The sequence below is a fragment of the Thalassospira tepidiphila MCCC 1A03514 genome (assembly GCF_001662875.1).
Taxonomy (GTDB): Bacteria; Pseudomonadota; Alphaproteobacteria; order Rhodospirillales; family Thalassospiraceae; genus Thalassospira; species Thalassospira tepidiphila.
In genome coordinates, this window is the sequence record NZ_JPVZ01000008.1 from 64,685 (window position 1) to 89,436 (window position 24,752).

Annotated in this window: 22 protein-coding genes; 7 read left to right on the top strand and 15 right to left on the bottom strand. The window is 55.9% G+C overall.

Going from position 1 to position 24,752, the window contains the following annotated elements:
• Positions 1-47: 47 nt before the first annotated feature.
• From TH4_RS16135 to TH4_RS16160, 6 genes are all read right to left on the bottom strand, one after another.
• Complete coding sequence (locus TH4_RS16135) at positions 48-521, bottom strand: YaiI/YqxD family protein (protein ID WP_008892041.1); 474 nt, start codon at positions 519-521, stop codon at positions 48-50.
• 38 nt (positions 522-559) lie between these two features.
• Positions 560-1,816 (bottom strand): MFS transporter, encoded by a 1,257-nt coding sequence (locus TH4_RS16140; protein WP_083997144.1) that lies wholly within the window; start codon positions 1,814-1,816, stop codon positions 560-562.
• A gap of 127 nt (positions 1,817-1,943) precedes the next feature.
• On the bottom strand, positions 1,944-2,672 hold the full coding sequence (locus TH4_RS16145) for an amino acid ABC transporter ATP-binding protein (protein WP_064781928.1): 729 nt from the start codon (positions 2,670-2,672) through the stop codon (positions 1,944-1,946).
• A complete protein-coding gene (locus tag TH4_RS16150) occupies positions 2,659-3,312 on the bottom strand; it encodes an amino acid ABC transporter permease (protein ID WP_064781929.1) in 654 nt (217 codons plus the stop codon). The genes TH4_RS16145 and TH4_RS16150 overlap by 14 nt, the downstream gene beginning before the upstream one ends.
• A complete protein-coding gene (locus TH4_RS16155) occupies positions 3,305-3,976 on the bottom strand; it encodes an amino acid ABC transporter permease (RefSeq protein WP_008892037.1) in 672 nt (223 codons plus the stop codon). Before TH4_RS16155 ends, TH4_RS16150 begins: the two co-directional genes overlap by 8 nt.
• A gap of 35 nt (positions 3,977-4,011) precedes the next feature.
• A complete protein-coding gene (locus TH4_RS16160) occupies positions 4,012-4,794 on the bottom strand; it encodes a transporter substrate-binding domain-containing protein (protein ID WP_064781930.1) in 783 nt (260 codons plus the stop codon).
• A 209-nt stretch (positions 4,795-5,003) separates the two neighbouring features.
• Here TH4_RS16160 and TH4_RS16165 point away from each other — a divergent pair, with 209 nt between their 5' ends.
• On the top strand, positions 5,004-5,681 hold the full coding sequence (locus TH4_RS16165) for a FadR/GntR family transcriptional regulator (protein WP_064781931.1): 678 nt from the start codon (positions 5,004-5,006) through the stop codon (positions 5,679-5,681).
• 86 nt (positions 5,682-5,767) lie between these two features.
• On the opposite strand, the gene TH4_RS16170 is transcribed toward TH4_RS16165, so the two are convergent.
• The 5 genes from TH4_RS16170 to TH4_RS16190 all read right to left on the bottom strand — a co-directional run bounded on the left by TH4_RS16170 (position 5,768) and on the right by TH4_RS16190 (position 11,956).
• Positions 5,768-5,977 (bottom strand): cold-shock protein, encoded by a 210-nt coding sequence (locus tag TH4_RS16170; RefSeq protein WP_008892034.1) that lies wholly within the window; start codon positions 5,975-5,977, stop codon positions 5,768-5,770.
• A 78-nt stretch (positions 5,978-6,055) separates the two neighbouring features.
• Positions 6,056-7,873 (bottom strand): DEAD/DEAH box helicase, encoded by a 1,818-nt coding sequence (locus TH4_RS20995; RefSeq protein WP_064781932.1) that lies wholly within the window; start codon positions 7,871-7,873, stop codon positions 6,056-6,058.
• Positions 7,874-8,808: 935 nt separating this feature from the next.
• Positions 8,809-10,020, bottom strand: coding sequence for a YeeE/YedE family protein (locus tag TH4_RS16180; RefSeq protein WP_064781933.1), 1,212 nt, complete (start codon positions 10,018-10,020; stop codon positions 8,809-8,811).
• Positions 10,021-10,126: 106 nt separating this feature from the next.
• Positions 10,127-11,050, bottom strand: a complete 924-nt coding sequence (locus TH4_RS16185; RefSeq protein ID WP_064781934.1) for a sulfurtransferase — start codon at positions 11,048-11,050, stop codon at positions 10,127-10,129.
• Between the two features lie 171 nt (positions 11,051-11,221).
• Positions 11,222-11,956 carry a TetR/AcrR family transcriptional regulator gene (locus TH4_RS16190; protein WP_064781994.1) on the bottom strand — a complete coding sequence of 245 codons (735 nt, stop codon included), beginning with the start codon at positions 11,954-11,956 and terminating at the stop codon, positions 11,222-11,224.
• Between the two features lie 213 nt (positions 11,957-12,169).
• Here TH4_RS16190 and TH4_RS16195 point away from each other — a divergent pair, with 213 nt between their 5' ends.
• Both TH4_RS16195 and argE read left to right on the top strand, forming a co-directional pair.
• A complete protein-coding gene (locus TH4_RS16195; protein ID WP_064781995.1) occupies positions 12,170-12,937 on the top strand; it encodes an NAD kinase in 768 nt (255 codons plus the stop codon).
• A complete protein-coding gene (gene argE / locus TH4_RS16200) occupies positions 12,934-14,112 on the top strand; it encodes an acetylornithine deacetylase (protein WP_064781935.1) in 1,179 nt (392 codons plus the stop codon). Before TH4_RS16195 ends, argE begins: the two co-directional genes overlap by 4 nt.
• Positions 14,113-14,117: 5 nt before the next feature.
• Here argE and TH4_RS16205 read toward each other — a convergent pair whose 3' ends face one another.
• The 4 genes from TH4_RS16205 to TH4_RS16220 are packed head-to-tail and all read right to left on the bottom strand — an operon-like array spanning position 14,118 to position 19,169.
• Complete coding sequence (locus tag TH4_RS16205; RefSeq protein WP_064781936.1) at positions 14,118-14,660, bottom strand: sarcosine oxidase subunit gamma; 543 nt, start codon at positions 14,658-14,660, stop codon at positions 14,118-14,120.
• Positions 14,653-17,628 carry a sarcosine oxidase subunit alpha family protein gene (locus tag TH4_RS16210; protein WP_064781937.1) on the bottom strand — a complete coding sequence of 992 codons (2,976 nt, stop codon included), beginning with the start codon at positions 17,626-17,628 and terminating at the stop codon, positions 14,653-14,655. Before TH4_RS16210 ends, TH4_RS16205 begins: the two co-directional genes overlap by 8 nt.
• Entirely contained in the window at positions 17,625-17,903 is a 279-nt protein-coding gene (locus TH4_RS16215; protein WP_064781938.1) for a sarcosine oxidase subunit delta, read from the bottom strand. Before TH4_RS16215 ends, TH4_RS16210 begins: the two co-directional genes overlap by 4 nt.
• Before the next feature lie 12 nt (positions 17,904-17,915).
• Positions 17,916-19,169 carry a sarcosine oxidase subunit beta family protein gene (locus TH4_RS16220; protein WP_425337460.1) on the bottom strand — a complete coding sequence of 418 codons (1,254 nt, stop codon included), beginning with the start codon at positions 19,167-19,169 and terminating at the stop codon, positions 17,916-17,918.
• Positions 19,170-19,307: 138 nt separating this feature from the next.
• Between TH4_RS16220 and TH4_RS16225 the strand changes: the two genes are divergently transcribed.
• The 4 genes from TH4_RS16225 to TH4_RS16235 all read left to right on the top strand — a co-directional run bounded on the left by TH4_RS16225 (position 19,308) and on the right by TH4_RS16235 (position 24,723).
• On the top strand, positions 19,308-20,318 hold the full coding sequence (locus TH4_RS16225) for a GlxA family transcriptional regulator (RefSeq protein ID WP_209272166.1): 1,011 nt from the start codon (positions 19,308-19,310) through the stop codon (positions 20,316-20,318).
• Between the two features lie 293 nt (positions 20,319-20,611).
• Positions 20,612-21,958 carry an ammonium transporter gene (locus TH4_RS16230; protein ID WP_064781939.1) on the top strand — a complete coding sequence of 449 codons (1,347 nt, stop codon included), beginning with the start codon at positions 20,612-20,614 and terminating at the stop codon, positions 21,956-21,958.
• Positions 21,959-21,994: 36 nt separating this feature from the next.
• Complete coding sequence (locus TH4_RS20790; RefSeq protein WP_167351229.1) at positions 21,995-22,159, top strand: hypothetical protein; 165 nt, start codon at positions 21,995-21,997, stop codon at positions 22,157-22,159.
• Between the two features lie 179 nt (positions 22,160-22,338).
• Positions 22,339-24,723 carry a trimethylamine N-oxide demethylase gene (locus TH4_RS16235; RefSeq protein WP_064781940.1) on the top strand — a complete coding sequence of 795 codons (2,385 nt, stop codon included), beginning with the start codon at positions 22,339-22,341 and terminating at the stop codon, positions 24,721-24,723.
• Positions 24,724-24,752: the final 29 nt, after the last annotated feature.

The window sequence follows — 24,752 nt, forward strand, 5'->3', positions numbered from 1 at the left end:
ATTTTCATCTGGCGGCCTGCGTCTTTTTGGGAAATGAAGTGATCTGATCAGCCGCGCAGAACGGCCTGCACCAGAACTTCCAACGCGCTTGAAAACTTCGATCGGTCTTTCTGGGTAAAGGCGGCATTGCGCCCCTGTTCGCCGGTGACTTCACGCATGTGGGCGGCGATTTCACGCCCGGCCAGCGCATTGCCAATATTGGCCTCGGTAAATTCCTGACCGTTGGCTTTCAGGACCCTGGCACCGATTTCAATCCCGCGCGATGCCAGCGGAATGTCATTGGTGATGATCACATCACGTGCACGCGCATTTTCCGCAATCCAGTCATCGGCGGCATCGGGTTCCGGCGGCACAATCACGATCTTGATCAAGGGATTGCGTGACGGGCGAATGCCGCCGTTTGATACCATGATCATTTCGATCCGGTGGCGTTCGGCCACACGTTCGCATTCGGCCTTAACCGGGCAGGCGTCGGCATCAACAAACAAACGTGGACGGGTATTTTCAGTATTTTCGTTCATGGCGCGATAATCGCCGGGACGCGATCAAAGTCAAGCCATCATGAACCCTGCCTGACCGTCGCAGAATGCTTTGCATCGCGCATCACGGCCAAAACCACCGCCCCGACAAAGGCAAAGCTGCATGCCATCAAAACGGTTGTTTGGAAATCAAAGGCACTGGCAACCACCCCGGTCAAAAGATTGCCGATCAGCCCCCCGACAAACAGCGTGCTGACATAGTAACTGGTCGCAACACCGGGCTGATCGGTGGCGAAGTTTTGAACGAATGTCATGCTGATCCCGGCAAAGATACCGTAATAGATACCATCAAGGGTAGCGAGTGCCAGCACATCAACAAGCGTTGTGGCGTGATAAATCAGGCCAAAGAACACCGCCCCCAATAGGGCCGCGATCAGCATGCCTTTACGTTCGCCAACCCGTTTTATCAGCGTTGCGCAGAAATAGATCACCACCACTTCGACAAAGCATTTCACCGTCAGGGCAAAACCCGCCGAGGACGCGACCAGCCCCAACTCGGTCGAGAAATAAAGCGGCATTGCCGAAACAAACACCACATTGGCCGCCCCGATGAAAAACACCGGCACACAGGCCGACAACAGGCCAAAGTTGAACGGGACTTTCTGCCCGGTCTTCAGGCTGTTGGGATGATGGGTTTTAAATGCGCCCGGCACAATCACCAAACAGGTCACACACCAGATCGCGGCAAGTCCGGCAATTGCGTAATAGGTCGGGGCAAAACCATAGACGCCATAAAATGACAAGGACGCCGCCGGCCCGACCATCCAGCCAAGCGATGTCTGCATGCGAAGGAAGCCGTTGAACTTGACGACATCGCGCCCGGTCTGTTCGGCAAACAGACGCCCGAATGAATACATCACCGAAAGCGCACCGGATCCGATACCAAGCAGGATCGATGCAATGCCAAGATAAACCCAGTAAATCTGAAACAGACCCAGCAGGGTCATGCCAATGCCAAAGCACAGAATACTGGTCACCAGCAGGAACTTGACGGGCACCGCCCGATCAATCGCACGCCCAAATGTGCGGTTCACAATCAGGGTGACGCACACCTGAACAATCGCCACCAGGCTAAGCTTCCAGGGGGCTTGACCCAATCCTTCGACAACATAAAGCCCGGCCAAGGGTGCCGCACTCGACGAGGCAAAAGCCCCAACAAGCAGCAAGCCAAGCACAAGAAACGGATAGCGATCCAGAACCGCCATGATTGGCGACAGCCCGGCCTTTTGGCCAGCCCCAACATCGCTTACGCCGTTACCTGCCCCATCACCCTGCATCGAAACCGTCCCCTAACCTGTCATGGCATCATGGGAACCGTTCTAGCGCTTCAACCTGAAATCGTTAAACATTTCTGCGCCTTACGCATCAGATGTCACAAAAGCATCATGAACGACGCGAAATGGATCAGGCAAGACCGCCAACGAAACTTGAAAGTTCTGGCGTTTTTGGATTGGAAAAGACTTCTTCCGGATCGCCGGTTTCATGAATGCGGCCCTGATGCATAAAGACCAGCTTGTCGCAAACTTCACGCGCAAAACGCATTTCGTGTGTGACCATGACAAGCGTCATGCCCTCTTCGGCAAGTTGGCGGACAACTGCCAGTACCTCGTTGACCAGTTCCGGATCAAGTGCCGATGTCACTTCGTCACACAAAAGAACCTTTGGCTTCATCGCCAGTGCACGGGCGATCGCCACACGCTGTTGCTGCCCGCCCGACAATTGATCGGGGTAATGCATCATCTTGTCCGCCAAGCCGACCTTGGCCAGCATTTCCTCAGCGATTTGTTTGGCCTCGGCCTTGGATTGCTTTTTGACGACCTGCGGGGACAGCATGACGTTTTCAAGGGCCGTGTAATGCGGGAACAGGTTGAACTGTTGAAACACCATGCCGACCTGAAGTCGAAGGCCAAGCAGATCCGCATCACGGTCGCTGATCTTTTTGCCATCAACGATGATCACACCATCATCAATGACCTCAAGCCCGTTGATTGTGCGCAACAGCGTGCTTTTGCCCGATCCGCTTTTACCAATCAGGGCAATGACCTGCCCCTCGTCGATTGAAAGATCAATGCCCTTGAGAACTTCGAGCTCGCCAAAGCTTTTATGGATGGCATGCAATTCAACGAGCGACATGGCGGAACTTTCCTTCGAGGTGGCGGGCAAAAAGCGATAGCGGATAACAAATCAGGAAATACATCACCGCCACACAGCCATAGACCGTAAACGGTTCATAGGTGGCATTGGTGATCATGGTGCCGGCCTTGGTCAGTTCAACAAAGCCGATGATTGATGCCACGGCTGTTCCCTTGACCACCTGAACCGAAAAGCCCACCGTTGGTGGGACGGCAATGCGAAGCGCCTGCGGCAAAACGATATAGCGCATCTGTTGGGTAAAATTCATGCCAAGGCTTGCCGATGCTTCCCATTGACCCTTGCCAATCGATTCAACACATCCGCGCCAGATTTCGGTCAGAAACGCACTGGTGAACAATGTCAGGCCAAGGGTTGCCGCCACCCATGGCGACACATCCAGTCCGATCAGTGGCAAGCCGAAAAAGACAATGAATAACTGCATCAAAAGCGGCGTGCCCTGAAACAGTTCGACATAGCCGCGCACCAGTCGGATCACCCACGGATTGCCAGCCGTGCGCACCATCAAAAGCAACAAGCCAACCAGCCCGCCAAGCACAAAGGCCGTAAGCGACAGCAACACTGTCCAGCGCGCGGCAAGCAACAGGTTATAAGCAATATCCCACAGGGAAAATTCAGACATGACGCCGCCGTTCAAACAGGAAGTTACCGAGAACCTTCAAGCCCATCCGAAGCAGGATCGACATCACAAGATACAAACCCGTCACCACGAAATAGACTTCAAACGCCCGGAAATTAAGCGCCTGAATATAGTTCGCGCCGAATGTCAGTTCCTCGGCCGCGATCTGCGAACAGACCGATGATCCCAGCATGACAATTACAATCTGACTGGAAAGGGCCGGCCAGATTTTCTTGAGTGCGGGTAAAATCACGACATAACGGAAAATTTGCACCCGGTTCATTGCAAGACTTTGGGCTGCTTCGATCTGGCCTTGCGGGATAGCCAGAATGCCGGCCCGGATGATTTCCGTGGAATAGGCACCGAGATTGACGATCATCGCCAAAACAGCAGCCTGAAATTCCGTCAGCTTCACGCCAAGTGCGGGAAGCCCGAAGAAGATAAAGAAGAGTTGCACCAGAAACGGCGTGTTGCGGATCAGTTCTACATACACGCCGACAATCTGGCTGATCACCGGGGCGCGCGACGCACGCGCCCACGCCCCCATGATCCCGAGCCCGACGCCAACCACAGCACCGATGACTGTTAACTCCGTGGTCAGAATGACCCCGTCAAACAGCAGCTGCCAATGCGGCACGATGGCGCCGAAATCGAATTTATATGCCATTGATCTATAATGATCCTGTCAGTCAGCCAAAAAGCTTAGAGTTTTTCCGGAAGCGGAATACCAAGCCACTTTTCAGCAATCGCATTCAAACGACCATCGGCAATTGAAGCGGCAATGATCTCATTGACCTTGGCCATGAGTTCCGGCTCATCCTTGTTCAGGCCGACATAGCAGGGGGAATTTTTGATCAGGAATTTCGGTTCCGGCTTGCGCGGCGGGTCGCGTTCAATGATGGCAGCTGCCGTCACGTTACCGGTCGCGATCAGATCAACCTGACCTGACAGGAAGGCCGAAATCGTGCCGTTATTGTCTTCGTAGCGTTTGATATCAACGTCAGACGGCGCGATCTTGGTCAGTTCAAGATCTTCGATCGCACCACGGGTCACGCCAACCGACATACCCGCAAGGTCGGCTGCCTTTTCAACCGAAAAATCAGCCGGGCCAAAGACGCCGTTATAGAACGGTGCATAGGGATCGCTAAAATCGATCACCTTTTCACGGTCCGGGTTCTTGCCAAGGCTGGAAATCACCAGATCGACCTTGCCGGTGTTGAGATATGGGATGCGGTTGCTTGAGGTCACCGGTACCAGTTCAAGCTTTACACCAAGCTCTTCGGCAATCAGGGCCGCCATATCAATGTCATAGCCCTTTGGCTGCATATCGGTCCCCACCGAACCGAATGGCGGAAAGTCCTGTGGCACGGCAACCTTGAGAACACCGGCCTCGGAGATGCTGTCGAGCGCGCTGGCAGACGCTGCCCCAAGCGGAGCGGCAAGCATTGCCACCGCAGTAATCGCAGTTTTGAAGAATTGTTTCATGAGCCTCTACCCGTCTGTCTAATCGTTTCTGAAATCATGTGCGTTATTTTTAGCCTGATTGTGACGCTGCACATCTTTTGATCTTTTGTCTATGAATAATTTTTTCTTCAGCGTAAATTCAGCATGAGATTGATCATAATCCTTTAAAAATCAGCATTTTTTGAATATCAAAAACCATTCAACTGGTCTGACCAGATGTGGGACAATATATGACACGCAGTGAAACCACCCCGGAACGCGCAGCCCGGGACATTCGGAACCTGATAGAAAACAAGGGCCTAAAGGCAGGTGACTCGCTGCCCGCCCAGCGCAATCTGGCAAGCGAACTGGGCATCAGCCGCACCAGCCTGCGCGAAGCTCTTGCCACACTCGAAGCGCTTGGACTGATCCACATCCACGCCGGAAAAGGCGTGTACATCACCGATCGCCAGAACTTGCCGCCGATTGGTCAGGACCGAAATCGCCAGGCCGGCCAGGTTTATCAGTTCCGGCTTGCGATCGAGCCCTATGTTGCCGGCCTCGCGGCCCAGATGCGCAACAAGGATCACCTCGATGCGCTTGAAACCAGCATCACCGATATGCGAAACGCGCTAGAGACAGATGACCTGATTGCCGCCGCCACCGCCGATACGGAATTTCATGAAGTTCTTCTTTTGGCGTCAGGCAATCCGATGTTTGCCAAGGCCATGCATCCCGCAGCCCAGATCATTCACGAGAACCAGATGCTGCCCTTTGCCAACGCCAAGGCGATTGCCGCCCCGCTTGCCGAACATGAACAGGTCTTGCGCTATGTGCGTGAACACAATCCATCGGGCGCGCGCGATGCCATGCATTTCCATGTCCTGAGTGCCGCCACCCGCGCCAAGATCGCCTTCTTGCGCCCCTGACATGCACGCAAAACAAAACCCCCACCCGGTTTTCCGGATGGGGGTTTCGTTAATACGGTGCCCTTCACAAGGAAGGACAAGCCGAATTAGGCAGCGGTCAGATCATCTGCCGAAACGCGGCCCGAACGTGAGTCGGTGCGCAGTTCGTAGTTGATTTTGTCGCCTTCCTGCGGGTGGCCCATGCCAGCGCGTTCAACGGCGCTGATGTGCAGGAATACGTCATTTCCGCCTTCGTCCGGCTGAATGAAACCAAAACCTTTAGTTGCGTTGAACCATTTAACGGTACCAGTTGCCATCTTTAGATCTCCTATCGAGTATTGATTGGCGTTTCGACACACCCCGCGTGGGTGCGCCTATAGGGGTTTGAAAAACAATCAGGCGCGTTCACGCCTCGGCTGTTTTCCAGAAGTGTTTTCGCGGCCCGCACCACCCGGCTGCCCGCCGGACTGTGCGCCACGATGATTGCGATTGCGGTTTACACCGCCGCGCTTGCCTTGCGGTCCGGTATTTCGGGCACTATTGCTCCCGTTACCAGTCGCGCGGCGTTCCTCGGCACTGCCCATAAAGGACAAACCGGAAGAAATTGAATTGTCAGCTTTCGCCCCGTCGCGACGATTTCCATTGGAATCAACGCGTTTCGTCGGGCGCTTGCCACCATCATTCTGACGGGGGCCATTTTCAGGGTTTCCGCCACGACCATTGGCAGGTTTTGACTTCAGACCACCCTTGTAACGGCTTTTGGATTTTTCCAGTGCCGGGTTCGAAGGGGCCTTGTCAGCCGTTGCTCTTGAAGCATTGTCTGCTCCATCGCGGCTTTGGGTCGTTTGTTTGCGGGCATCGTCACGATCACGACGCGGCGCAGAAGTGCGCGCATCACTGCGATCTGAACGATCATTGCGGGCATTCCGGCCATTGGCCGGGCGACCACCGCGACCATTGCCGCCTGATGCACCACGTCCGCCATTTCCACGCGACTGACCGCCACCATTGCCACCACTAGTGCGGCGGCCACGGTTGCTTTCACGCGCTTCGTCGGAAAGTGCTTCCTGCTCGGCTGCGGCCTTTGCATCACGGCGATCAATCACCGGGATGCTTTGGCGGGTGGTTTTTTCGATATCGCGCAGCAGCCCACGTTCTTCTTCATCACAAAACGCAATTGCCGATCCGCTGGCACCACCGCGGGCCGTACGGCCGATACGGTGAACATAGCTTTCGGGCACGTTCGGGAGCTCGAAGTTCACAACGTGGGTCACGCTATCGACGTCGATACCGCGCGCGGCGATATCGGTTGCGACAAGCACGTTGATCTGACCATCCTTAAAGGCGTTCAGAGCACGTTCACGCTGGTTCTGGCTTTTGTTGCCATGAATGGCAGCTGCGCTGATTTTATTGGCTTCAAGATGGCGCGCGACACGGTCGGCACCGCGCTTGGTCCGGGTAAAGACCAGCGTGCGCTTGAAAGCCGGATTATCAAGAAGCTCTGCCAGCAGCTGACGCTTGCGCGTGCGTTCGATCAAATAGACCGACTGTTCGACACGTTCCTGGGTGGTGGCAACCGGGGTTACCGACACCTTGACAGGGTCAGACAGCATGTCCCCTGCCAGCTGACCAATCTGGGTCGGCATGGTGGCAGAGAAAAACAGGTTCTGGCGATCACGCGGCAACATCTTGATGATGCGCTTGATCGGCGGCAAGAAGCCAAGATCAAGCATGTGGTCGGCTTCATCAAGCACCACCACTTCAACATGTTTGAGGCTGAGCTTGCCGCTGTCGACATGGTCAAGCAAACGACCAGGTGTTGCGACAAGAACCTCGACACCGGGGGTTATTGCCTTGATCTGCGGACCCGGGGCAACACCACCAACAACGACAGCCGTGCGAACATTGAGAAAGCGGCCATAGGCACGGAAACTTTCGCCAATCTGGGCGGCAAGTTCACGCGTCGGCGCAAGAACAAGTACACGGCATGCCCCTTTGGGCGTGCGGGTTTGGGATTTGGAAAGGCGGTCAAGGATCGGCAATGCGAACGCTGCCGTCTTGCCGGTACCGGTCTGTGCGATACCAAGTAGGTCCTTACCGTCTAGAAGAGAGGGAATGGATTGTGCCTGGATCGGGGTCGGCGCGTCGTAGCCTTCTTGGGCAAGCGCGCGAAGGACCGGCTCGGCGAGGCCGAGTTCGGAAAACTGGGTCAAATAAGGGTAACTCGTAAATTGGAGGCTGCAGACAGCTGGGACTTCGCCCGGTGAAAATTAGTAATCAGGTCTGCGCCTTGCAGTTCTGGAAGCACCCGCGTAGCTGGATACTTCAATGCGTTCTTGGGTTAACCACTCGACAGTAGGGGCGTTAATTCCCCTCTACGCTTCTGGAGCGATCAAATAACAGCCACACCATGCGCAGAGTTTTATCCCCTTGTCAAACAGCTTATTTTTGACAGCCCCGCGTTTTACGCACAACGGCACAGCAGAATTGCGCTGCCATGCCGTTGTAAATTCAAATACATGCTGCCTTTGGCGGCATCAATATGCCGCACACGGGTTCCCTGCCCCGCACGGATTATAGGCTGCACACGGATTGCTGGCAGCACATGGGTTACTTGCCCCTGGCGCGCACGGAGACGCGGCACAGGGCGACGCACCACACGGGTTATAAGCGGCACACGGATTTCCTGCCGCACATGGGTTGGAAGCAGCGCACGGATTGAATGCGGCGCAGGGGTTAACCGATCGCACACCACAGGGGTTAAAACCGCCGCACGGACTGGAAGGGCTGCAAGGGTTTCCTGCCGCACACGGGTCGTAGGCTGCGCACGGATTGGCACCACACGGGCTTGCCGCACAAGGATTATAGCCCGCACCACATGGATTCGCACCGCACGGGTTGTAGCCAGCAGCACATGGGTTGGCTGAACACAGGTTTGCCGCACATGGGTTCGCGGCACACGGGTTGGCCCCGCAGGGGTTTGCGGCACAAGGATTGGCAGCGCACGGGTTATTGCCCGCTGCCGGAAGTTTGGCCGGGGCCGGATTGGCAACGGCTGGGATGTTTGCGGTGTGGCTGTAGTGATCAAGCGCAACAGCACCGGTTGCCGCAAGGAAGACCGCACCAAACAGGAGTGTGTTTTTCTCGCTCATTTCCGGAAACCATCCATTCCAAAGACAGGACGCAACGCAATGCCGATCCAGCTGCCGGCAAAGGCCAGCACGAACCAAAGCCAGCCATGCACACTGCCCGAGGCGATCCCGCTAAAGAACGCGCCGATATTGCAGCCAAACGCCAGACGCGCACCATAGCCCATCAAAAGCCCGCCAATAGCAGCCGCGATAAGGGAGGCAACCGGAACGGAAACCTTGGGCGCGAACTTGCCAGCAAGGGCTGCGGCAAATGCTGCCCCGATCACGATGCCGAAATTCATGACCGACGTATTATCCTGCAGGACCGAATTGCCAAGCGCACGCGCCGGGCCAGCCCAGTTCCAGAATTCCCAGGTTTCAACCGGAACACCAATGACCTGCGCGATCTTTGCGCCCCAAAGGCCAAAGCCAAAAGTGATCGACCATGGATGGCCTGCAATCAGAAGCGTCGCAACATTAAGCCCGGCCAAAAGCAAGCCGGTCCAGATCATCGGCCAGGGGCCATGGATGAAACGCGCCAGACCTTCGCGCGGTGCGGTTGAAACGACTTCCAACCCGCCATGGGCACGCTTTTCAACGAACACGGTCAGCAACGCCACCAGCGCCAGACCACCAAACGTCACGGCAAGCCCGCCACCAATGCCATATTCACGACCAAGGCTCATCGGCGGCAAGGAGGGCAGCTCAAGCCACATCGGCAAATGGGCCGTGCCAATCACCGCACCAATAATAAAGAAGACAAGCGTGACCAGCATGCGAGCACTGCCGCCACCAACGGTGAACAACGTGCCAGAACCACAGCCCCCGCCAAGCTGCATGCCAAGCCCAAACAGAAACGCCCCGATCAGGACAGACATGCCGACGGGTGCAACCGCCCCAACGACCGATCCGCCAAACGGATTGCCAAGCGACAGCAACGGGATAAAGGCCGCCGCCGCAACCCCGATCATCAAAAGCTGTGCGCGCAGGGCACGGCCGCGCTTTTCAACGGAAAACCGCCGCCACCCGCCGGTGAACCCAAAGGACGCATGATAAAGCGCAATGCCAAGCAATCCGCCAAGGCCATACAGAACAGCCTGTTTAAGATCGACCGCCTGTGAAATTGCGATACCGACAAGGACAAACAGGACGGCGGTGATGGCAGCCGGTCCTTTGTCAAAGGTGAAACCCGGTGTTGCCGGATTTGCTTTTAGGGTCGTTTCAGACATGGTGAGGCTCAATAACCTGAAATCAGATATCTAAATGAAAACGGAACCGGCTGCCCGGTTCCGTCCAGAATGTGCGCGGCTTGGTGGAAGCCGTATGGCGATCCGGTTATTCCGGGATCACCATTTCACGGTTCGGATCCGCCGCCCATTCGGTCATGGAGCCATCATACATCGCCGTGTTCTTGTTGCCCATCACTTCGGAAAGGCCAAACCATGCGACCGATGCCCAGTGACCGGTGTTGCAATAGGTGATTTCCTTGCTGTCCTTGGAAACACCCGCATCTGCCACAAGGTTTTCGATCACGTCAGCGGCAACAAAGGCGCCATCCTGATCGTTATAAAACTTTGACTGCGGAATGTTTTTCGCACCCGGTACGGCACCCGGACGGGCGACAACACCGCTTTTTGCTTCGCCCTTGAACTGCGAAACCGGACGGGCATCGACAAGTGCAACACCCTCTGCGCGCGCCTTGGCGACATCATCGGCGGTCGCAACAAGCTCAGGACGGAAATTGGCGTTAAAGGCAACGGCCTTTGGCACGACCGGATCGGCCGAGACTTCCTTGCCAGCCGCCAGCCAAGCGCGCTGACCACCATCAAGGATGGTAACCGCGTCATGACCAAGCACCTTGAAGGTCCAGTAAACGCGGGTGGCAGAACCGAAGTCCGAGCTGTTCTGGCCAGCCGGAACGACAACAACCTGTTTGTCATTGTCGATACCAAGTGCACCGATGCGTTTGGAAATCACATCAACCGGCGGCAGCATGCCAACCACATCATTGACCTTGGCCCGCCAGCCAAACTTGCCATAGGGCGCAAAAACGGCACCCGGAATGTGGCCAGCTTCATAAGGGTTGCCGTCCTTGGTAAGCGAGCGGATATCAACAACAACCATCGACGGGTTATCAAGATTGTCCGCAACCCAGTTGGCATCAACCAGCGGCTTTTCGGTAAGACGTTCCGCCTGCGCAGCACTGCCCGCAAAGGCAAAAGTGACCGCCGCAACGGCAGAAAGGATAAGGGAACGCATGGGGCTGTCTCCAATGATCAATTCATCATGATTTTGTGCAATATACCTAATTCATCACAAATAAATGTCAATACAATATGTATTACATTTATATTTTGTATTAATGACTGACAACACAAGAATGCACGTGCCGCGCAATTCAGAACGAAGGGCTTTAGCGATTAAGTTTAGTCAAGGCCGGAGATTATTGAGATAGCGGGCAAATTCGCGCGCAAATGAATCCTGGGTTTCCAGATTGCGCAAGGCGGGCGGCCGGGTCAGGAACCCGTGCAGGGCGGCAATGATGAATTCCGCCACGGCGGAGGGTTCGATATCGGTACGGACGGTTTTGTCGAACTGCGCCTTGCCAATGCGGGACGCAAGCCCGCGCCGCCAATACCGGTAAACACCGTCAATACGCTTGCGCAGGCTTTCATCAAGTTCCCCGGCACCGGATGCCAGACGCGCCAAGGGGCATCCGCCGGCCAGCATTGCCGGTGCATTTTCACTGCCCAAGCGATCCACCTGCCCCATCAACACGGGCAATATATCCTCTGCCCCTTCGAGATCATTCAGCCAGACCTCGTCAACATAGCCCGGCAGGCATTCCTCGATCACGGCGTTGATCAGCTTGGCCTTGCCGGAAAAGTGGTGATAAAGCGCACCTTTCGTACAGCCGCTTTGTTCAAGAATATTGCTGATTGACGCCCCGCCGAACCCGGCCCGGCGGATTTCGCCAAACGCCGCGTCCAGAAGCTTCTGACGGGTGGCATCCGGGTTGCGGATCCGTTTGGGGACGAGTGCTGTTTCGGACGCACCATCAAGTTCCATGCTTTCGCCGACTTCCAGCACATCATCGTCATGACCTTCATCAGGACGTGAAATGCGGGCAAGGGCGGCAGAGAAGCTGAATGGTTCTTTTGACATCGCGCCGTTCTGTTTTTTTGATTTGAACCGGGGATTGGAACCCGTAACTTTCAGGTTCCACTGTTTTTTTCGTGCCGTCAATCATACTGGTGTTTAGTCAAAACATCTGCATGGGGACGAACATCACGCAGCCCCTTGCAATTCAGTGCAAAGCGTACTCTATTGTTCGGCCATGCCCTTTCGGGCGAGCCCCAAACATCCTTTGGATCGAAGATGCAGCTTGATTCCATCGCCTTCGTTGCAGCCGAAACCAAAATCGCACAGGATGCGATGTACCGGCTAAAACACAGATACGGCCACATTGCGCCCGACAAGGCCGACGTGATCGTAGCCCTTGGCGGCGACGGGTTCATGCTCGAAACCCTGCACCGCTATATGGGCCGCAAGGTGCCGATCTATGGCATGAACCGGGGCACGGTCGGATTTCTGATGAATGAATTCCGCGAAATGAATTTGACCGACCGCATCGCAGAGGCCCAGACGGTCGAGCTGCACCCGCTTCAGATGGAAGCCCACACCGTTTCGGGCGAAAGCCTGTGTGCGCTGGCAATCAACGAAGTGTCGCTTCTGCGTGAAACCCGTCAGGCCGCCAAACTGCGTATCAAGGTTGATGGCGTCGAACGTCTGGCCGAACTGGTATGTGATGGTGCGCTTGTTTGCACGCCGGCCGGAAGCACGGCCTATAACCTGTCGGCACATGGTCCGATCCTGCCGATGGGAAGCGGGTTGCTCGCGCTCACACCGATCAGTCCGTTTCGCCCGCGTCGCTGGCGTGGCGCGCTTTTGCCGCACGCCGCCGAAGTCGAATTCCAGATCGAGAACCCTGAAAAGCGCCCGGTATCCGCCGTTGCCGACTATACCGAGGTTCGCGATGTCTCCAGCGTGAAAATCCGCGAAGACCGCAGCATGAAAATCAAGTTGCTGTTTGATCCGGAACACAATCTTGAAGAACGTATCCTCAAGGAACAATTCGTCGAATGACCACCGCCGCACTTGCCCCGTCAGAAAATACCATCGAATGGTGCCGCAAACTGATCCGTCACCAATCCGTCAGCATGACGCCCAATCTGGCACTGATTGACGAGGTAAAGGCATTCCTTGACGGTTTGGGCTATGACACGCTGGTTGTGCGCGACCCGACGGATACCAAGGCCAATCTTTATGCCACCATCGGCCCGGACGTTGCGGGCGGTGTGATCCTGTCCGGCCATAGCGACGTGGTCCCGACAGAGGGCCAGAACTGGGCATCCGATCCCTACGAGATTGATATCCGCGACGAGAAGCTTTATGGCCGCGGATCGTGCGACATGAAGGGTTTTCTGGCCTGCCTTCTGGCCAAGGCGGAAACCTTTAAGAACGCCAACCTTCGGGTGCCGATCCACCTGGCTTTCACCTATGACGAGGAAGTCGGTTGTCTGGGTGTGCCCAGCCTGGTTGAAGCGATCAACAATCTGCCACACAAACCGGCCATGTGCATCGTTGGCGAACCGACCGAGATGAAGGTCATTACCCAGCACAAGGGCAAGTTTTCCGCGCGCGCGCATTTCACTGGCCGTTCGGGGCATTCGTCGTTGCCGCGCGAAGGGGTCAATGCGGTTGAATTTGCCGCCGAACTGGTGGTGTTCCTGCGTAAGCTTGGCCGCGAATGCCGCGAAAACGGCCCGCATGATGACGAGTTTGAGCCAAGCCACACCACCTTCCATACCGGCGTGATCAAGGGTGGTACGCAGCTCAACATCATTCCGCAGAACTGCTTTGTCGATTTTGAATTCCGCAATCTGCCCAATGATGACCGCGAGGCCCTTAAGGCCAAGATTTACGATTACATCGAAAATACCCTCGAACCCGAAATGCGCGAGATCTATGATGATGTCGGTATCGAGGTTGAAGTGATTTCCGATATGCCGGGCCTTGCCACCGGCGATGACGAGGAAGTAACCAAACTTGTCATGGCGCTCACGGGTGCCAACACCACCGGCAAGGTCAGCTTCGGTACCGAAGCCGGCGCATTTTCGGCCCTTGGCGATATCCCGACCGTGGTCTGTGGCCCGGGCAGTATCGAACAGGCCCACAAGCCCGACGAATTCATCGAGCTTGATCAGTTGGGCCGTTGCGAAGTGTTCCTTGATAAGCTTCTGGCGGTTTTGGTCAAGTAACCGGCTTAGCGGAACTCGGCCGCCATATGATGCAATTCGTCCCAGAGGCTAGCTGCAAAGCTGCGCAGAACAATCAGCTCGAAACTGTCATCTTCGATGCGGGTGATCATCGCCCCGATGTGCCCAATCTGGGTCATGGCCGACTGACCGATGGCGAACAGATCGGCTGACAGATCGACCATCGTGCCCTTGGCGAGAACTGTTCGTGATGAAGCCCCGGACAACCTCATGCGCACCCGGCCGTGCGTCTGATCGGCCAGTGCAAATTGATTGACCAGCCCCGCCTGAAGTTCTGTCAGCCGGTCAGAATAAACAGCCGCATCCCCCACCCAGAACCACTGATTTGGCGCGGATTTGCGTACATCCGCACCAAGTTCCGGGGCGATCTTTGCAAGCACCTGTTTGAGGGCCGCTTCATCGCTTTTGGCGTCGCCCAGCACATGGATCACAAAGCCACCCGGCACCGGGGCGAGATTGATTGCGGCACCCGTGCCCACTGCGACGTCAGGCGAAAATGCGCTACGGTTTTCTAATGGATAATCACGCATGGAGTTTCTCATTTTCCGGATCGACAAAGGCAGGATTGCACAGGATGCCGGTGACAGTTGTTCCGGCCAAACCATTCCAGATGACCACTTCCTCACCAACGCGGCTCGGGCCGTTTTTCACCAGCGCCAAGCCGATTGCATGACCCAATGTTGGTGAATGACACATCGACGTCACATAACCCTGATCATTGGCAAGACTGACATCATCACCGGGATTAAGGATATGCGATCCGGTGGCGAACTTGTCAGACGGTGATTTCGGCATGATCCCGACCAGCGACGGGCGCGATGGATCTACCAGCCCTTCGCGGAGGTTCATCACACGACCGATGAAATCATCCTTGTTGACTGACACCATCTTGCCCATGCCCAGATCGGCTGGTGTGACAGTGCCGTTGATTTCTGCGTGGGTGACATGGCCCTTTTCAATCCGCATCACGCCAAGGGCCTCGGTCCCGTATGGCGCAATGCCGAATTCTTCGCCGACAGCCATGATCGCATCGGCAACACTTTCACCGTATCCGGCTGGCACCGCGATTTCATAGGCGAGCTCGCCCGAGAACGAAATTCGGAACAACCGCCCCTTAAGCCGCCCGCCAAACATCGAGACTTCACGCGCCGCCAAAAACGGGAAGGCCTCGTTCGAAATATCGTCATCAATGATTTTGGACAGAACATCACGGGACTTGGGCCCGGCAATCGCCATCTGCGCCCACTGATCGGTTGCAGATGCCATACGGACATCCAATTCCGGCCACAGCACCTGTGCACAGAATTCCAGATGGGTCAGCACCCCGGCAGCAAGGGCCGTCGTCGTCGTCATGAAGTAATGGTTTTCGCCAAGACAGCTTGTCGTGCCGTCATCATACACAAAGCCATCCTCGCGCAGCATGATGCCATAGCGCGCCTTGCCAACCGGCAGCTTCAGGAAGGCATTGCAATAAACCCGGTTCAGGTACTCTGCCGCATCAGCGCCAAAAATCTCGATCTTGCCAAGGGTCGAAACATCACAAATACCGACCTTGGTTCGCACGGTATTGACTTCACGATCAACGCTGTCACGCCAAAAGGTCTCGCCGTCCTTGGGGAACCAGCTTGACCGATACCAAGGCCCGGTTTCAACGAACTTTGCACCATTGCGCGCGGCCCAGCCATGCAGCGGTGATTTGCGCACCGGCTGGAAATCCATTCCCTTGGATGCGCCGACCAGCGCCCCGAATGATACCGGCGTGTAAAACGGTCGGAAGGTCGTCGTTCCGATTTCGCCGGGCGAAACACCCTTGTTCTCGGCCAGAATGCCAATCGCGTTTACATTCGATGTCTTGCCCTGATCGGTTGCCATGCCGTTTGTGGTATAGCGTTTGGCAAGCTCGACATGATCATAGCCTTCGCGCATGGCGAGCATGATGTCAGATGCCGCGACGTCATTCTGATAATCGACAAAGGCCTTGCCCTTGCTTGATGCCACCCGCCAGATCGGCTGAATAGGGTCGGCTTTTTCCTCGGCTTGCTCGACACCCGGAAGTGATGCGGCCTCGCTCATCACACCCAGTTCTGCAAGTGCCTTAACGGCGGCTGTCCCACCGTCGGCGAAACAGGCCGCAATACCGGTCTTTCCGGCAACCGCGCCGCAGGACGTCATGCCATCGGTATTTTCCGGCGGCATGAAACCGACATGCGCGTCTGACCAGACAGGTTTGCCGCCGCGATGACAGGCCAGATGCACAATCGGGCTGTATCCGCCTGATACGCCAAGGGCATCAACCGCAATCACTTCGTCACTGCCATCGTCATGGCGCACCGTGATGGACTTGATCGCCCTGCGACCCGATGTATCACGCACCATTGCACCGGCAATCAGGCGCGCCTTACCGTCATAATCAATGTTCGGGCAGGTGCGCGGATCAATGATCGCGGCAACCTCGATACCACGTGCCTCAAGGTCCAGCGCGGTCTGATAGGCCTGACTGTTATTAGCAAACAACGCCACCCGTTTGCCCGGTGCCACGCCATAGGCATTCAAATAGGTGCGCATGGCACCGGCCATCATGACACCCGGGCGATCATTGCCACCAAAGACAATCGGGCGTTCTTCCGCCCCGGTCGCCAGCACCACTTGGCGCGCGACAATCCGCCACAGGCGTTCCATGGCGCGATGGGGATTGATTTCATGCTCAGGCAGATGCTTCTGCACCCTCTCAACCGCGCCAAACACCTGATCATCATAGGCGGCAAAAACCGTGGTCCGCTTTTTGATCTCGACATTCGGCAGGGCATGCAATTCACCAACAAGATCGCCAAGCACCGCATCGGCGGGTTTACTGCCAATCGAGCTGCCTTCGGCGATCAAACCGCCGCCAAGTTGCGCCCCTTCATCGGCAATGATCACGCGCGCACCGGCCCGACCAGCTGTAAGCGCCGCCGCCAATCCTGCTGGCCCCGCCCCGATCACCAAAAGATCACAATGCGCCCAGCATTTTTCGTAATAGCCGGGATCGGGATCATAGCTTGCCCGGCCAAGACCGGCCGCCTTCCGGATCAGCGGCTCATAGACCTTCTCCCAAAAGGCGGCTGGCCACATGAAGGTCTTGTAATAAAACCCGGCACCTAAAAGCGGCCCAAGCAAACCATTGGCCGCCCCGATATCAAAATTGACATTCGGCCAGCAGTTCTGCGACCGCGCCTCAAGCCCGTCAAACAGTTCTGCCATGGTTGCACGGGTATTGGGATCACGCCGCCCGTCACGCCCGATGGTCAGAAGCGCATTGGGCTCCGCCGCCCCGGCGGTCAGGATACCGCGTGGCCGGTGATATTTGAAACTGCGCCCGACCAGTTGCTTGCCATTGGCCAACAGGCTTGATGCAACCGTATCGCCACCAAAACCGCTCAGCACCTCGCCATTAAAGGTAAAGCGGCGCACATCATGGCGGTCAATCAGGGTACCGCCATCAATCCGGAAACTGGTCATTGCGCGCCCTCCGTCTTCAAGGTACTTGCATCGACGACATCTGACGTTTCGTGGGTCAGGGTATTGCGCGTCAAGACCAGCCAACGGCGACACCCGCTGGAATGATGCCAGTATTCGCGATGTTCACCGCGCGGGTTATCGCGCAGGTAAACATGATCAAACCAAGTGGCTTCATCGGCACCGGCACTTGGGCGCGGGGTGGCGACTTCGCCGCGGATTGTAAATTCCTCACGTGGGCGCAAACCGCAATGAGGACATTTGACAAGACTACTCATTTCCAAATTTCCTCAATGCAGGTTGGCCTGGGCGCCAACGCCCTTTTCATCCAGAAGATACCCGCGCGCAAAGCGGTCCATACGAAACGCGGTTGCGGTTTCATGCGGCGTATCGGTTGCCAGCAAATGGGCAAAGCAATATCCCGACGCCGGGGTTGCCTTGAACCCGCCATAGCACCAGCCACCATTGAAATAGAGGTTGGCAAGATGGGTGCGGTCCATGATCGGCGATCCATCCATGCTCATATCCATGATCCCGCCCCAACTGCGCAGGATACGCACCCGCGAAAGTGCCGGGATCATCGCCATACCGGCCTCGGCAACATGCTCGACACAGGCAAGGTTTCCACGCTGGGCGTAGGAGTTATATCCTTCGATATCCCCGCCAAACACCAGCCCACCCTTGTCTGATTGCGACACATAAAAATGCCCCGCGCCAAAGGTGACCACGGTATCGATGAACGGTTTCAATCCTTCGGACACAAAGGCCTGAAGCGCGTGACTTTCAATCGGCAGGCGCATATCGACCATTTTGGCGACATGGCTTGAACTGCCGGCCACAGCCATGGCGAGCTTGTTGCACGTGATCGCACCGCGTGTGGTTTGAACCCCGGTGATCTGATCGCCATCGCGGTCAATGCCGGTAACTTCGCAATTCTGGATGATATCAACGCCGTTCTGATCGGCCCCGCGCGCAAAGCCCCACGCAACGGCATCATGGCGCACCGTGCCGCCGCGCGCCTGCATCAGCCCGCCCATGATCGGAAAGCGGGCATTTTCATAATCCAGAAATGGCAGTTTTTCGCGCAGCTGATCGCGGTTAAGAAGTTCCGCATCCACCCCGTGCAGGCGCATGGCATTGCCCCTGCGCGTGTAGGCATCGCGCTGGGCATCGGAATGAAACAGATTGATCACGCCGCGCTGTGACACCATGGCGTTGAAATTGAAATCCTGTTCAAGGCCTTCCCACAGCTTCATCGAAAATTCGTAGAACGGGTTGTTGCCTTCAAGCAGGTAGTTGGATCGAATGATCGTCGTATTCCGCCCGATATTCCCCGATCCAAGATAGCCCTTTTCAAGCACCGCAACATTGCGCACACCAAACACCTTTGACAGGTAATAGGCGGTTGCCAATCCATGCCCGCCACCGCCGATGATGATGACATCGTAATTCGGTTTCGGATCCGGATTGCGCCAGGCCGGCTTCCAGTTCTTGTTTTTGGAAAACGCATTGCCAAGCAATGACAGGGCTGAATAACGCATCATCGATCTTTCGCTGTTGCCCACATCGGGTACCCAGCAATCTTGACAGAGGTGCAAATTACAGCTTGTCTATTAAAGACATCCAATAACACAAATGCGACATCGCGATATTATTGTCGCCCAACGCGGGATACCGGCGTCATGAGCTCAGCCCCCCAAAACAGAACCACACGCACCCCGCGTACCGGGCAACTTGATGCCAAACCGGTTCCGGCGACCCAGAATATCGGTTTCATGTTGCTGCCCGATTTTGCGTTGATGTCTTATGCCTCGGCGATTGAGCCGCTGCGTGCGGCCAACCTTCTGGCGGGTCAGCCGATCTACAAGGTTTTGAATTATTCGGCAGCGGGCGGAAACGTTTTATCCTCGTCCGGCACGATGGTGCCGACTACCCCGCTGTCGCAGGCCCCGACAAGTTTACACACCCTGTTCATCTGTGCCGGTGGACATCCGTCGCAATGGCAGGCACCGGGTATGCTTGGCAATTTGCGCAAACTGGCGCGCTGGGGTGTGCGCATGGGCGGGATATCAAGCGGGGCTTATGTTCTGGCCGCCGCCGGGCTTCTGGGGCAACGTCAATTCACCATTCACTGGGAACATGCCCCTGCCCTGATCGAAGCCTTTCCCGATCTGGAACCGCAACGCGCACGGTTTGTGATTGACGGGGATCGCATCACGTGTGGCGGCGGGGTGGCACCGCTTGACATGATGCATGCCATGATCGCCGAAAACCTTGGGGCAGATTTCGCAACCCGGGTGTCGGACTGGTATCTGCATACGCAAGTCGGACAATCGGGCGGACCACAGCGGGCATCGCTTGCCGAACGCTATAACGTGCATCATTCCGGATTGCTTCGGGTTCTGGAAAAGATGGAAACCACCATCGAAGATCCGAAAACCCGCGACGAAATGGCGCGCTTTGCCAGACTTTCAACCCGGCAACTTGATCGCCTGTTTGATCAGCATCTTGGCAAGTCGTTCCTTGAAACCTATCGACAGGTCCGGCTTGAACATGCCCGCAAGCTTTTGACGCAAAGTGCCCTGACCATTTCCGAGATCGCCTTTGCCACCGGTTTTTCCAACAGCAGCCATTTTTCACGCAGCTACAAAGACGCTTATGGCGTGAAGCCAAGCGAAGCGCGCGGTCTCTGACCCGACCACTCTACACATCAAAAAACCCAACCAAAAGATGCATTTCCCACCCCGGGAAATAGACGGAATCGGCACGACTCCGGCAATATGCATATTTGATATGCATTGAATTCTAACGTCTATTTTTTGTTCAAATTTTTCCTTGATCGATTCTATATTTTTTTAGATCATTGATTTTCCTGTAACTTTTGCGCCGCACAATAAAAAACACATTTGCGCTTGTTCACTACAGGGAATTGAATTTTAATAAAAGGAATGTCCATCGGGGGGCATTTTGTGATGGAGAGACTAAAATGGAACAATCCGTACCAGAGTTGATGGCGAGGCTGGACAGCCTTGAAGCATCGCTCAGCATGGCAACGACCATCAATTCCGAAGTATTCTATTGGTGGTGTACTGCACTGATGCTTGCAATTCACGCAGGCTTCCTTGCGTATGAAATGGGTGCATCGCGTGCGAAGAACGCACTGGCATCCGGTATGAAAAACCTGATCGCTTTCGCATTCCTGATCCCGGCCTTCTATTACATTGGCTGGTGGATCTATCTTGCGTTCCCGACCGGCTTCACCATTACCGAAGGTTCCGAGGCAGGCCTGCCCTGGAGCGCGAATATGGGTCCGAACCTGACGGATAACGCGTCGGGTATCTTCTATGCGGCCTTCACGCTGTTTGCGGCAACCACTGCCTCGATCATGTCGGGTTCGGTGATCGAACGTATTCGTATTTCCGGCTTTACCATTCTTGCCCTGTTCCTTGGCGCTGTTGTCTGGGTCTTTGGCGCATCCTGGGGCTGGCATCCGGATGGCTGGCTTACCACCGAGTGGGGCCTGCATGACGTTGGTGCGGCGGGTGCCGTTCATACCATCGCTGGCTTCTTCACCCTTGGTGTTCTGATCAACCTCGGCCCGCGTATTGGTCGCTTCAATGCCGACGGTACCGTCAACAACATCGACGGTCACAACATGCCAATGTCGCTGATCGGCCTGATGCTCATTGTTATGGGCTTCTTCGGCTTCCTTGGCGGCTGCATCATCTATACCGGCGATACCTGGATGACCATTTACAACACCCCGGCAACCCTGTCGGCATTCGCATTCAACACCCTTATGGGCGTTGCAGGCGGCATGATCGGTGCGTATCTGGTCACCCGTGATCCGTTCTGGATGATGTCTGGTGCCCTGATCGGTGTGATTTCCTCTGCACCGGCACTTGACCTTTACTATCCGGGTCTTGCCTTCCTCGTCAGCTTTGGCGGCGGTTGCGTCATGCCGAAACTCAACGACATCCTTGTTGAGAAATTCAAGATCGACGATGCGGTTGGCGCGGTTGCCGTCCACGGCTTTGGCGGTGTCTGGGGCCTTGTCATGGCCGGTATCTTTGCATCTGGCTATCAGAACGTTGCCGGTCCGGAGATCTCGTTTGTCGGACAGCTTTCAAGTGCTGTCGTCTTCATGATCCTTGGCTTCGCGCCGGGCTACGTTCTGTCCCTGGTTCTGAAGCTTGTTGGTCTGCTGCGTGTGTCTGAACAGGCAGAAGTGGCTGGCCTTGACAAGGCAGAAGTACCGGTCCGCGCATATCCGGAAAGCACCGTTCCGGCAGCGTTCACCAACGATCCGACTTCGCCGACCCCGGCTGAGTAAGATCGTTCTGACACATCGATACAAGGAAACTGAAACATGAACACAGCTCCGATTACCAGTTGGGAAGGTGCAGAAGCTTACTTCACCTTTGCTGACAAACCGGCTCTGCTCGTGGCGCTTACGCTTGTTGGTGTTGGCGTATGCATCTGGACCATCGCCTCGATGGCCATTCACGAGAACAAAGCATACAAAGACATGTAATCTGCTTGATGCAAAGCAGTACAATGACGCCCTGAACCCTTGGGTTATTGCTTTGCTCAACTGACACAGCGAGAGGCCAGTGTCAAAACTGGCCTCTCTGCCTTTTCCCGATGAAGTAAAAACACCAAATACCCCTCAGGCCTGCCGCTTTCAGATCATTCACCGCACACGAGGCCACAATGATCGACCTTGCCCGAACGCCGGAAACCTATCCGCACGCTGTCCGCGCTGCGCGCCCCAGTCGCATCATCAATGCCGGACGCACTGCGATGGCGCGCAATCGAGAACGCTATGAAATTCCCGGACGGGGCGCGATCATGATTTCGGTGCGCGAGGGCGATCAACTCGCACTGCGCAATTGCGAAGGCATGCAATCGGTCGAGCTGATCGGCCTGACACCATCTGGCGCCCCAAGGCCCGAGATTTTTGAACCTTTGGCACATGGCGCACCAAAAGGCCTGATAGATCTGCTGTCTGATCCGTTTGATGACAGCCTGACGCGCTTTGCCAAGACCTTGCGCAAACGCGATATTAAACTTGAAACCTGTCTTGCCCACCGGCTTTTTGGCAATGCCAGCCCACCCGGCGATACGGTCGAACTCACCATACAGCTTGACGGGTTTGTCATCATCGCCACCCCGGCACCGCTGATGCGGATCGATGCGCACAATACCGCAACACCGATCACGGCCCTGATCAAGCGCGCCCATCATTCTGATACCTACAGCTTCGCCCTGCCCGACCCGCTGGCCGATCCGGTTGTGGATTTGCGTGTGCATTCCGCCACCGCCGAGGCCTATGAAATCAAGGCTGGGGATTACATCCAGATTCTCGATGTCGACGGGCGGCAATGCACCGATTTTCAGTGTTTTGATGCGCGCAAACTTGATCGCGGCATCCAGAACCCGCTGGATGTGACCACCACACGCACATTGATGGGCCATGCCTATCCGATGCCGGGCCTGCACGGAAAATACTATGATCAGGACATGGATCCACTGGTCGAGGTCATTCAGGATACCTGCGGGCGTCATGATGCCTTTGCCATGGCCTGTGCTGCGAAATATTACGATGACATCGGCTATCCCGGTCATGTGAACTGCACGGACAATTTCAACGCGGCCCTTGCCAAACATGGCGTTGATCCGCGGGCTGGCTGGATGGCGATCAATTTCTTTTTCAATACCGGCATTGATGATCACGGCGTGATGTATGCCGATCAGCCTTGGTCGCGTCCGGGCGATTATGTGTTGCTGCGTGCGATGACCGACCTTGTCTGTGTCTCGTCAGCCTGTCCGGATGACACGTCCGCGGCCAATGCCTGGAAACCGACCGACATCCATATCCGAAGTTACGATGGTGCTGAAAAATTCAGCCACGCCGTTGCCTGGCGCCCGACTGCAGAGGCCGAAGCAAAAATGACCAAAGAAACCGCCTTCCACCCGCGCACAAGCGAACTGACCCGCAACTTCGTCGAATATAAGGGTTTCTGGCTGGCCCATGAATATACCGGCCATGGCATGATCGAAGAATATTATGCCTGCCGTGAAAAGGCCGTGGTCATTGATTTGTCTGCCTTGCGCAAGTTCGAAATCACCGGCCCGGATAGCGAAGCGCTGATGCAATATTGCCTGACGCGCAATGTCAAAAAACTTGGCATCGGGCAGGTCGTCTATTCCGCGATGTGTTACCCGCATGGCGGGATGATTGATGACGGCACATTGTTACGTCTGGGGCAGGATAATTTCCGCTGGATTTGCGGCGATGATTACAGCGGTGTCTGGCTGCGCGAACAGGCCGAAAAACTTGGTTTGCATGTCCTGATCCGTTCATCAACCGATCAGATGCACAACATCGGCGTTCAGGGCCCCAAAAGCCGCGATATCCTGCGCGAAGTCATCTGGACCCCACCGCATCAGCCGTCCATCGATGAAGTCGACTGGTTCAAATTCACCATCGGGCGGATCGGTGACGCCAAAGGCGCGCCTGTTGTCGTCTCACGCACCGGCTATACCGGCGAACTTGGATACGAAGTCTGGTGCCACCCCAAGGATGCCATCACCGTCTTTGACGCCATATGGGAAGCCGGCAAACCATACGGCCTGACGCCGATGGGATTGGGAGCCCTTGATATGGTGCGGATCGAGGCCGGATTGATCTTTGCTGATTATGAATTTTCCGATCAGACCGACCCGTTCGAAGCCGGGATCGGCTTCACCGTACCGCTGAAATCCAAGGAAGATGACTTTATCGGCCGTGATGCCCTGATCCGGCGCAAGGAACATCCGTCGCACAAACTGGTCGGGATCGAGATTGATGGCAATGTCACCGTCGGCCATGGCGATTGCGTCCATATCGGACGTGCGCAGATCGGTGTGATCACCAGTGCGGTGCGATCCCCTATTCTCGGCAAGAATATCGCACTGGCCCGGGTTGATATCGCGCACGCCGATATCGGCACCGAGGTCGAGATTGGCAAGCTTGACGGACATATGGTTCGCCTGCCCGCCATCATCACCGCCTTCCCGCATTATGATCCCAAAAAGGAAAAGCCGCGGTCCTGAAACCCCGCGGCTTATAACCTTGCAAAAGA

Excerpts from the sequence above, each read along its gene's own strand:
- TH4_RS16155 (WP_008892037.1), bottom strand. The coding sequence starts at position 3,976 with ATGGCATATAAATTCGATTTCGGCGCCATCGTGCCGCATTGGCAGCTG.
- TH4_RS16235 (WP_064781940.1), top strand. The coding sequence starts at position 22,339 with ATGATCGACCTTGCCCGAACGCCGGAAACCTATCCGCACGCTGTCCGC.
- TH4_RS16140 (WP_083997144.1), bottom strand. The coding sequence starts at position 1,816 with ATGCAGGGTGATGGGGCAGGTAACGGCGTAAGCGATGTTGGGGCTGGC.
- TH4_RS16230 (WP_064781939.1), top strand. The coding sequence starts at position 20,612 with ATGGAACAATCCGTACCAGAGTTGATGGCGAGGCTGGACAGCCTTGAA.
- TH4_RS16220 (WP_425337460.1), bottom strand. The coding sequence starts at position 19,169 with ATGATGCGTTATTCAGCCCTGTCATTGCTTGGCAATGCGTTTTCCAAA.
- TH4_RS16190 (WP_064781994.1), bottom strand. The coding sequence starts at position 11,956 with ATGTCAAAAGAACCATTCAGCTTCTCTGCCGCCCTTGCCCGCATTTCA.
- TH4_RS16160 (WP_064781930.1), bottom strand. The coding sequence starts at position 4,794 with ATGAAACAATTCTTCAAAACTGCGATTACTGCGGTGGCAATGCTTGCC.
- TH4_RS16225 (WP_209272166.1), top strand. The coding sequence starts at position 19,308 with ATGAGCTCAGCCCCCCAAAACAGAACCACACGCACCCCGCGTACCGGG.
- TH4_RS16150 (WP_064781929.1), bottom strand. The coding sequence starts at position 3,312 with ATGTCTGAATTTTCCCTGTGGGATATTGCTTATAACCTGTTGCTTGCC.
- TH4_RS16215 (WP_064781938.1), bottom strand. The coding sequence starts at position 17,903 with ATGAGTAGTCTTGTCAAATGTCCTCATTGCGGTTTGCGCCCACGTGAG.
- argE (WP_064781935.1), top strand. The coding sequence starts at position 12,934 with ATGACCACCGCCGCACTTGCCCCGTCAGAAAATACCATCGAATGGTGC.
- TH4_RS16180 (WP_064781933.1), bottom strand. The coding sequence starts at position 10,020 with ATGTCTGAAACGACCCTAAAAGCAAATCCGGCAACACCGGGTTTCACC.
- TH4_RS16205 (WP_064781936.1), bottom strand. The coding sequence starts at position 14,660 with ATGCGTGATTATCCATTAGAAAACCGTAGCGCATTTTCGCCTGACGTC.
- TH4_RS20790 (WP_167351229.1), top strand. The coding sequence starts at position 21,995 with ATGAACACAGCTCCGATTACCAGTTGGGAAGGTGCAGAAGCTTACTTC.
- TH4_RS16185 (WP_064781934.1), bottom strand. The coding sequence starts at position 11,050 with ATGCGTTCCCTTATCCTTTCTGCCGTTGCGGCGGTCACTTTTGCCTTT.
- TH4_RS16195 (WP_064781995.1), top strand. The coding sequence starts at position 12,170 with ATGCAGCTTGATTCCATCGCCTTCGTTGCAGCCGAAACCAAAATCGCA.
- TH4_RS16165 (WP_064781931.1), top strand. The coding sequence starts at position 5,004 with ATGACACGCAGTGAAACCACCCCGGAACGCGCAGCCCGGGACATTCGG.
- TH4_RS16135 (WP_008892041.1), bottom strand. The coding sequence starts at position 521 with ATGAACGAAAATACTGAAAATACCCGTCCACGTTTGTTTGTTGATGCC.
- TH4_RS16170 (WP_008892034.1), bottom strand. The coding sequence starts at position 5,977 with ATGGCAACTGGTACCGTTAAATGGTTCAACGCAACTAAAGGTTTTGGT.
- TH4_RS16145 (WP_064781928.1), bottom strand. The coding sequence starts at position 2,672 with ATGTCGCTCGTTGAATTGCATGCCATCCATAAAAGCTTTGGCGAGCTC.
- TH4_RS16210 (WP_064781937.1), bottom strand. The coding sequence starts at position 17,628 with ATGACCAGTTTCCGGATTGATGGCGGTACCCTGATTGACCGCCATGAT.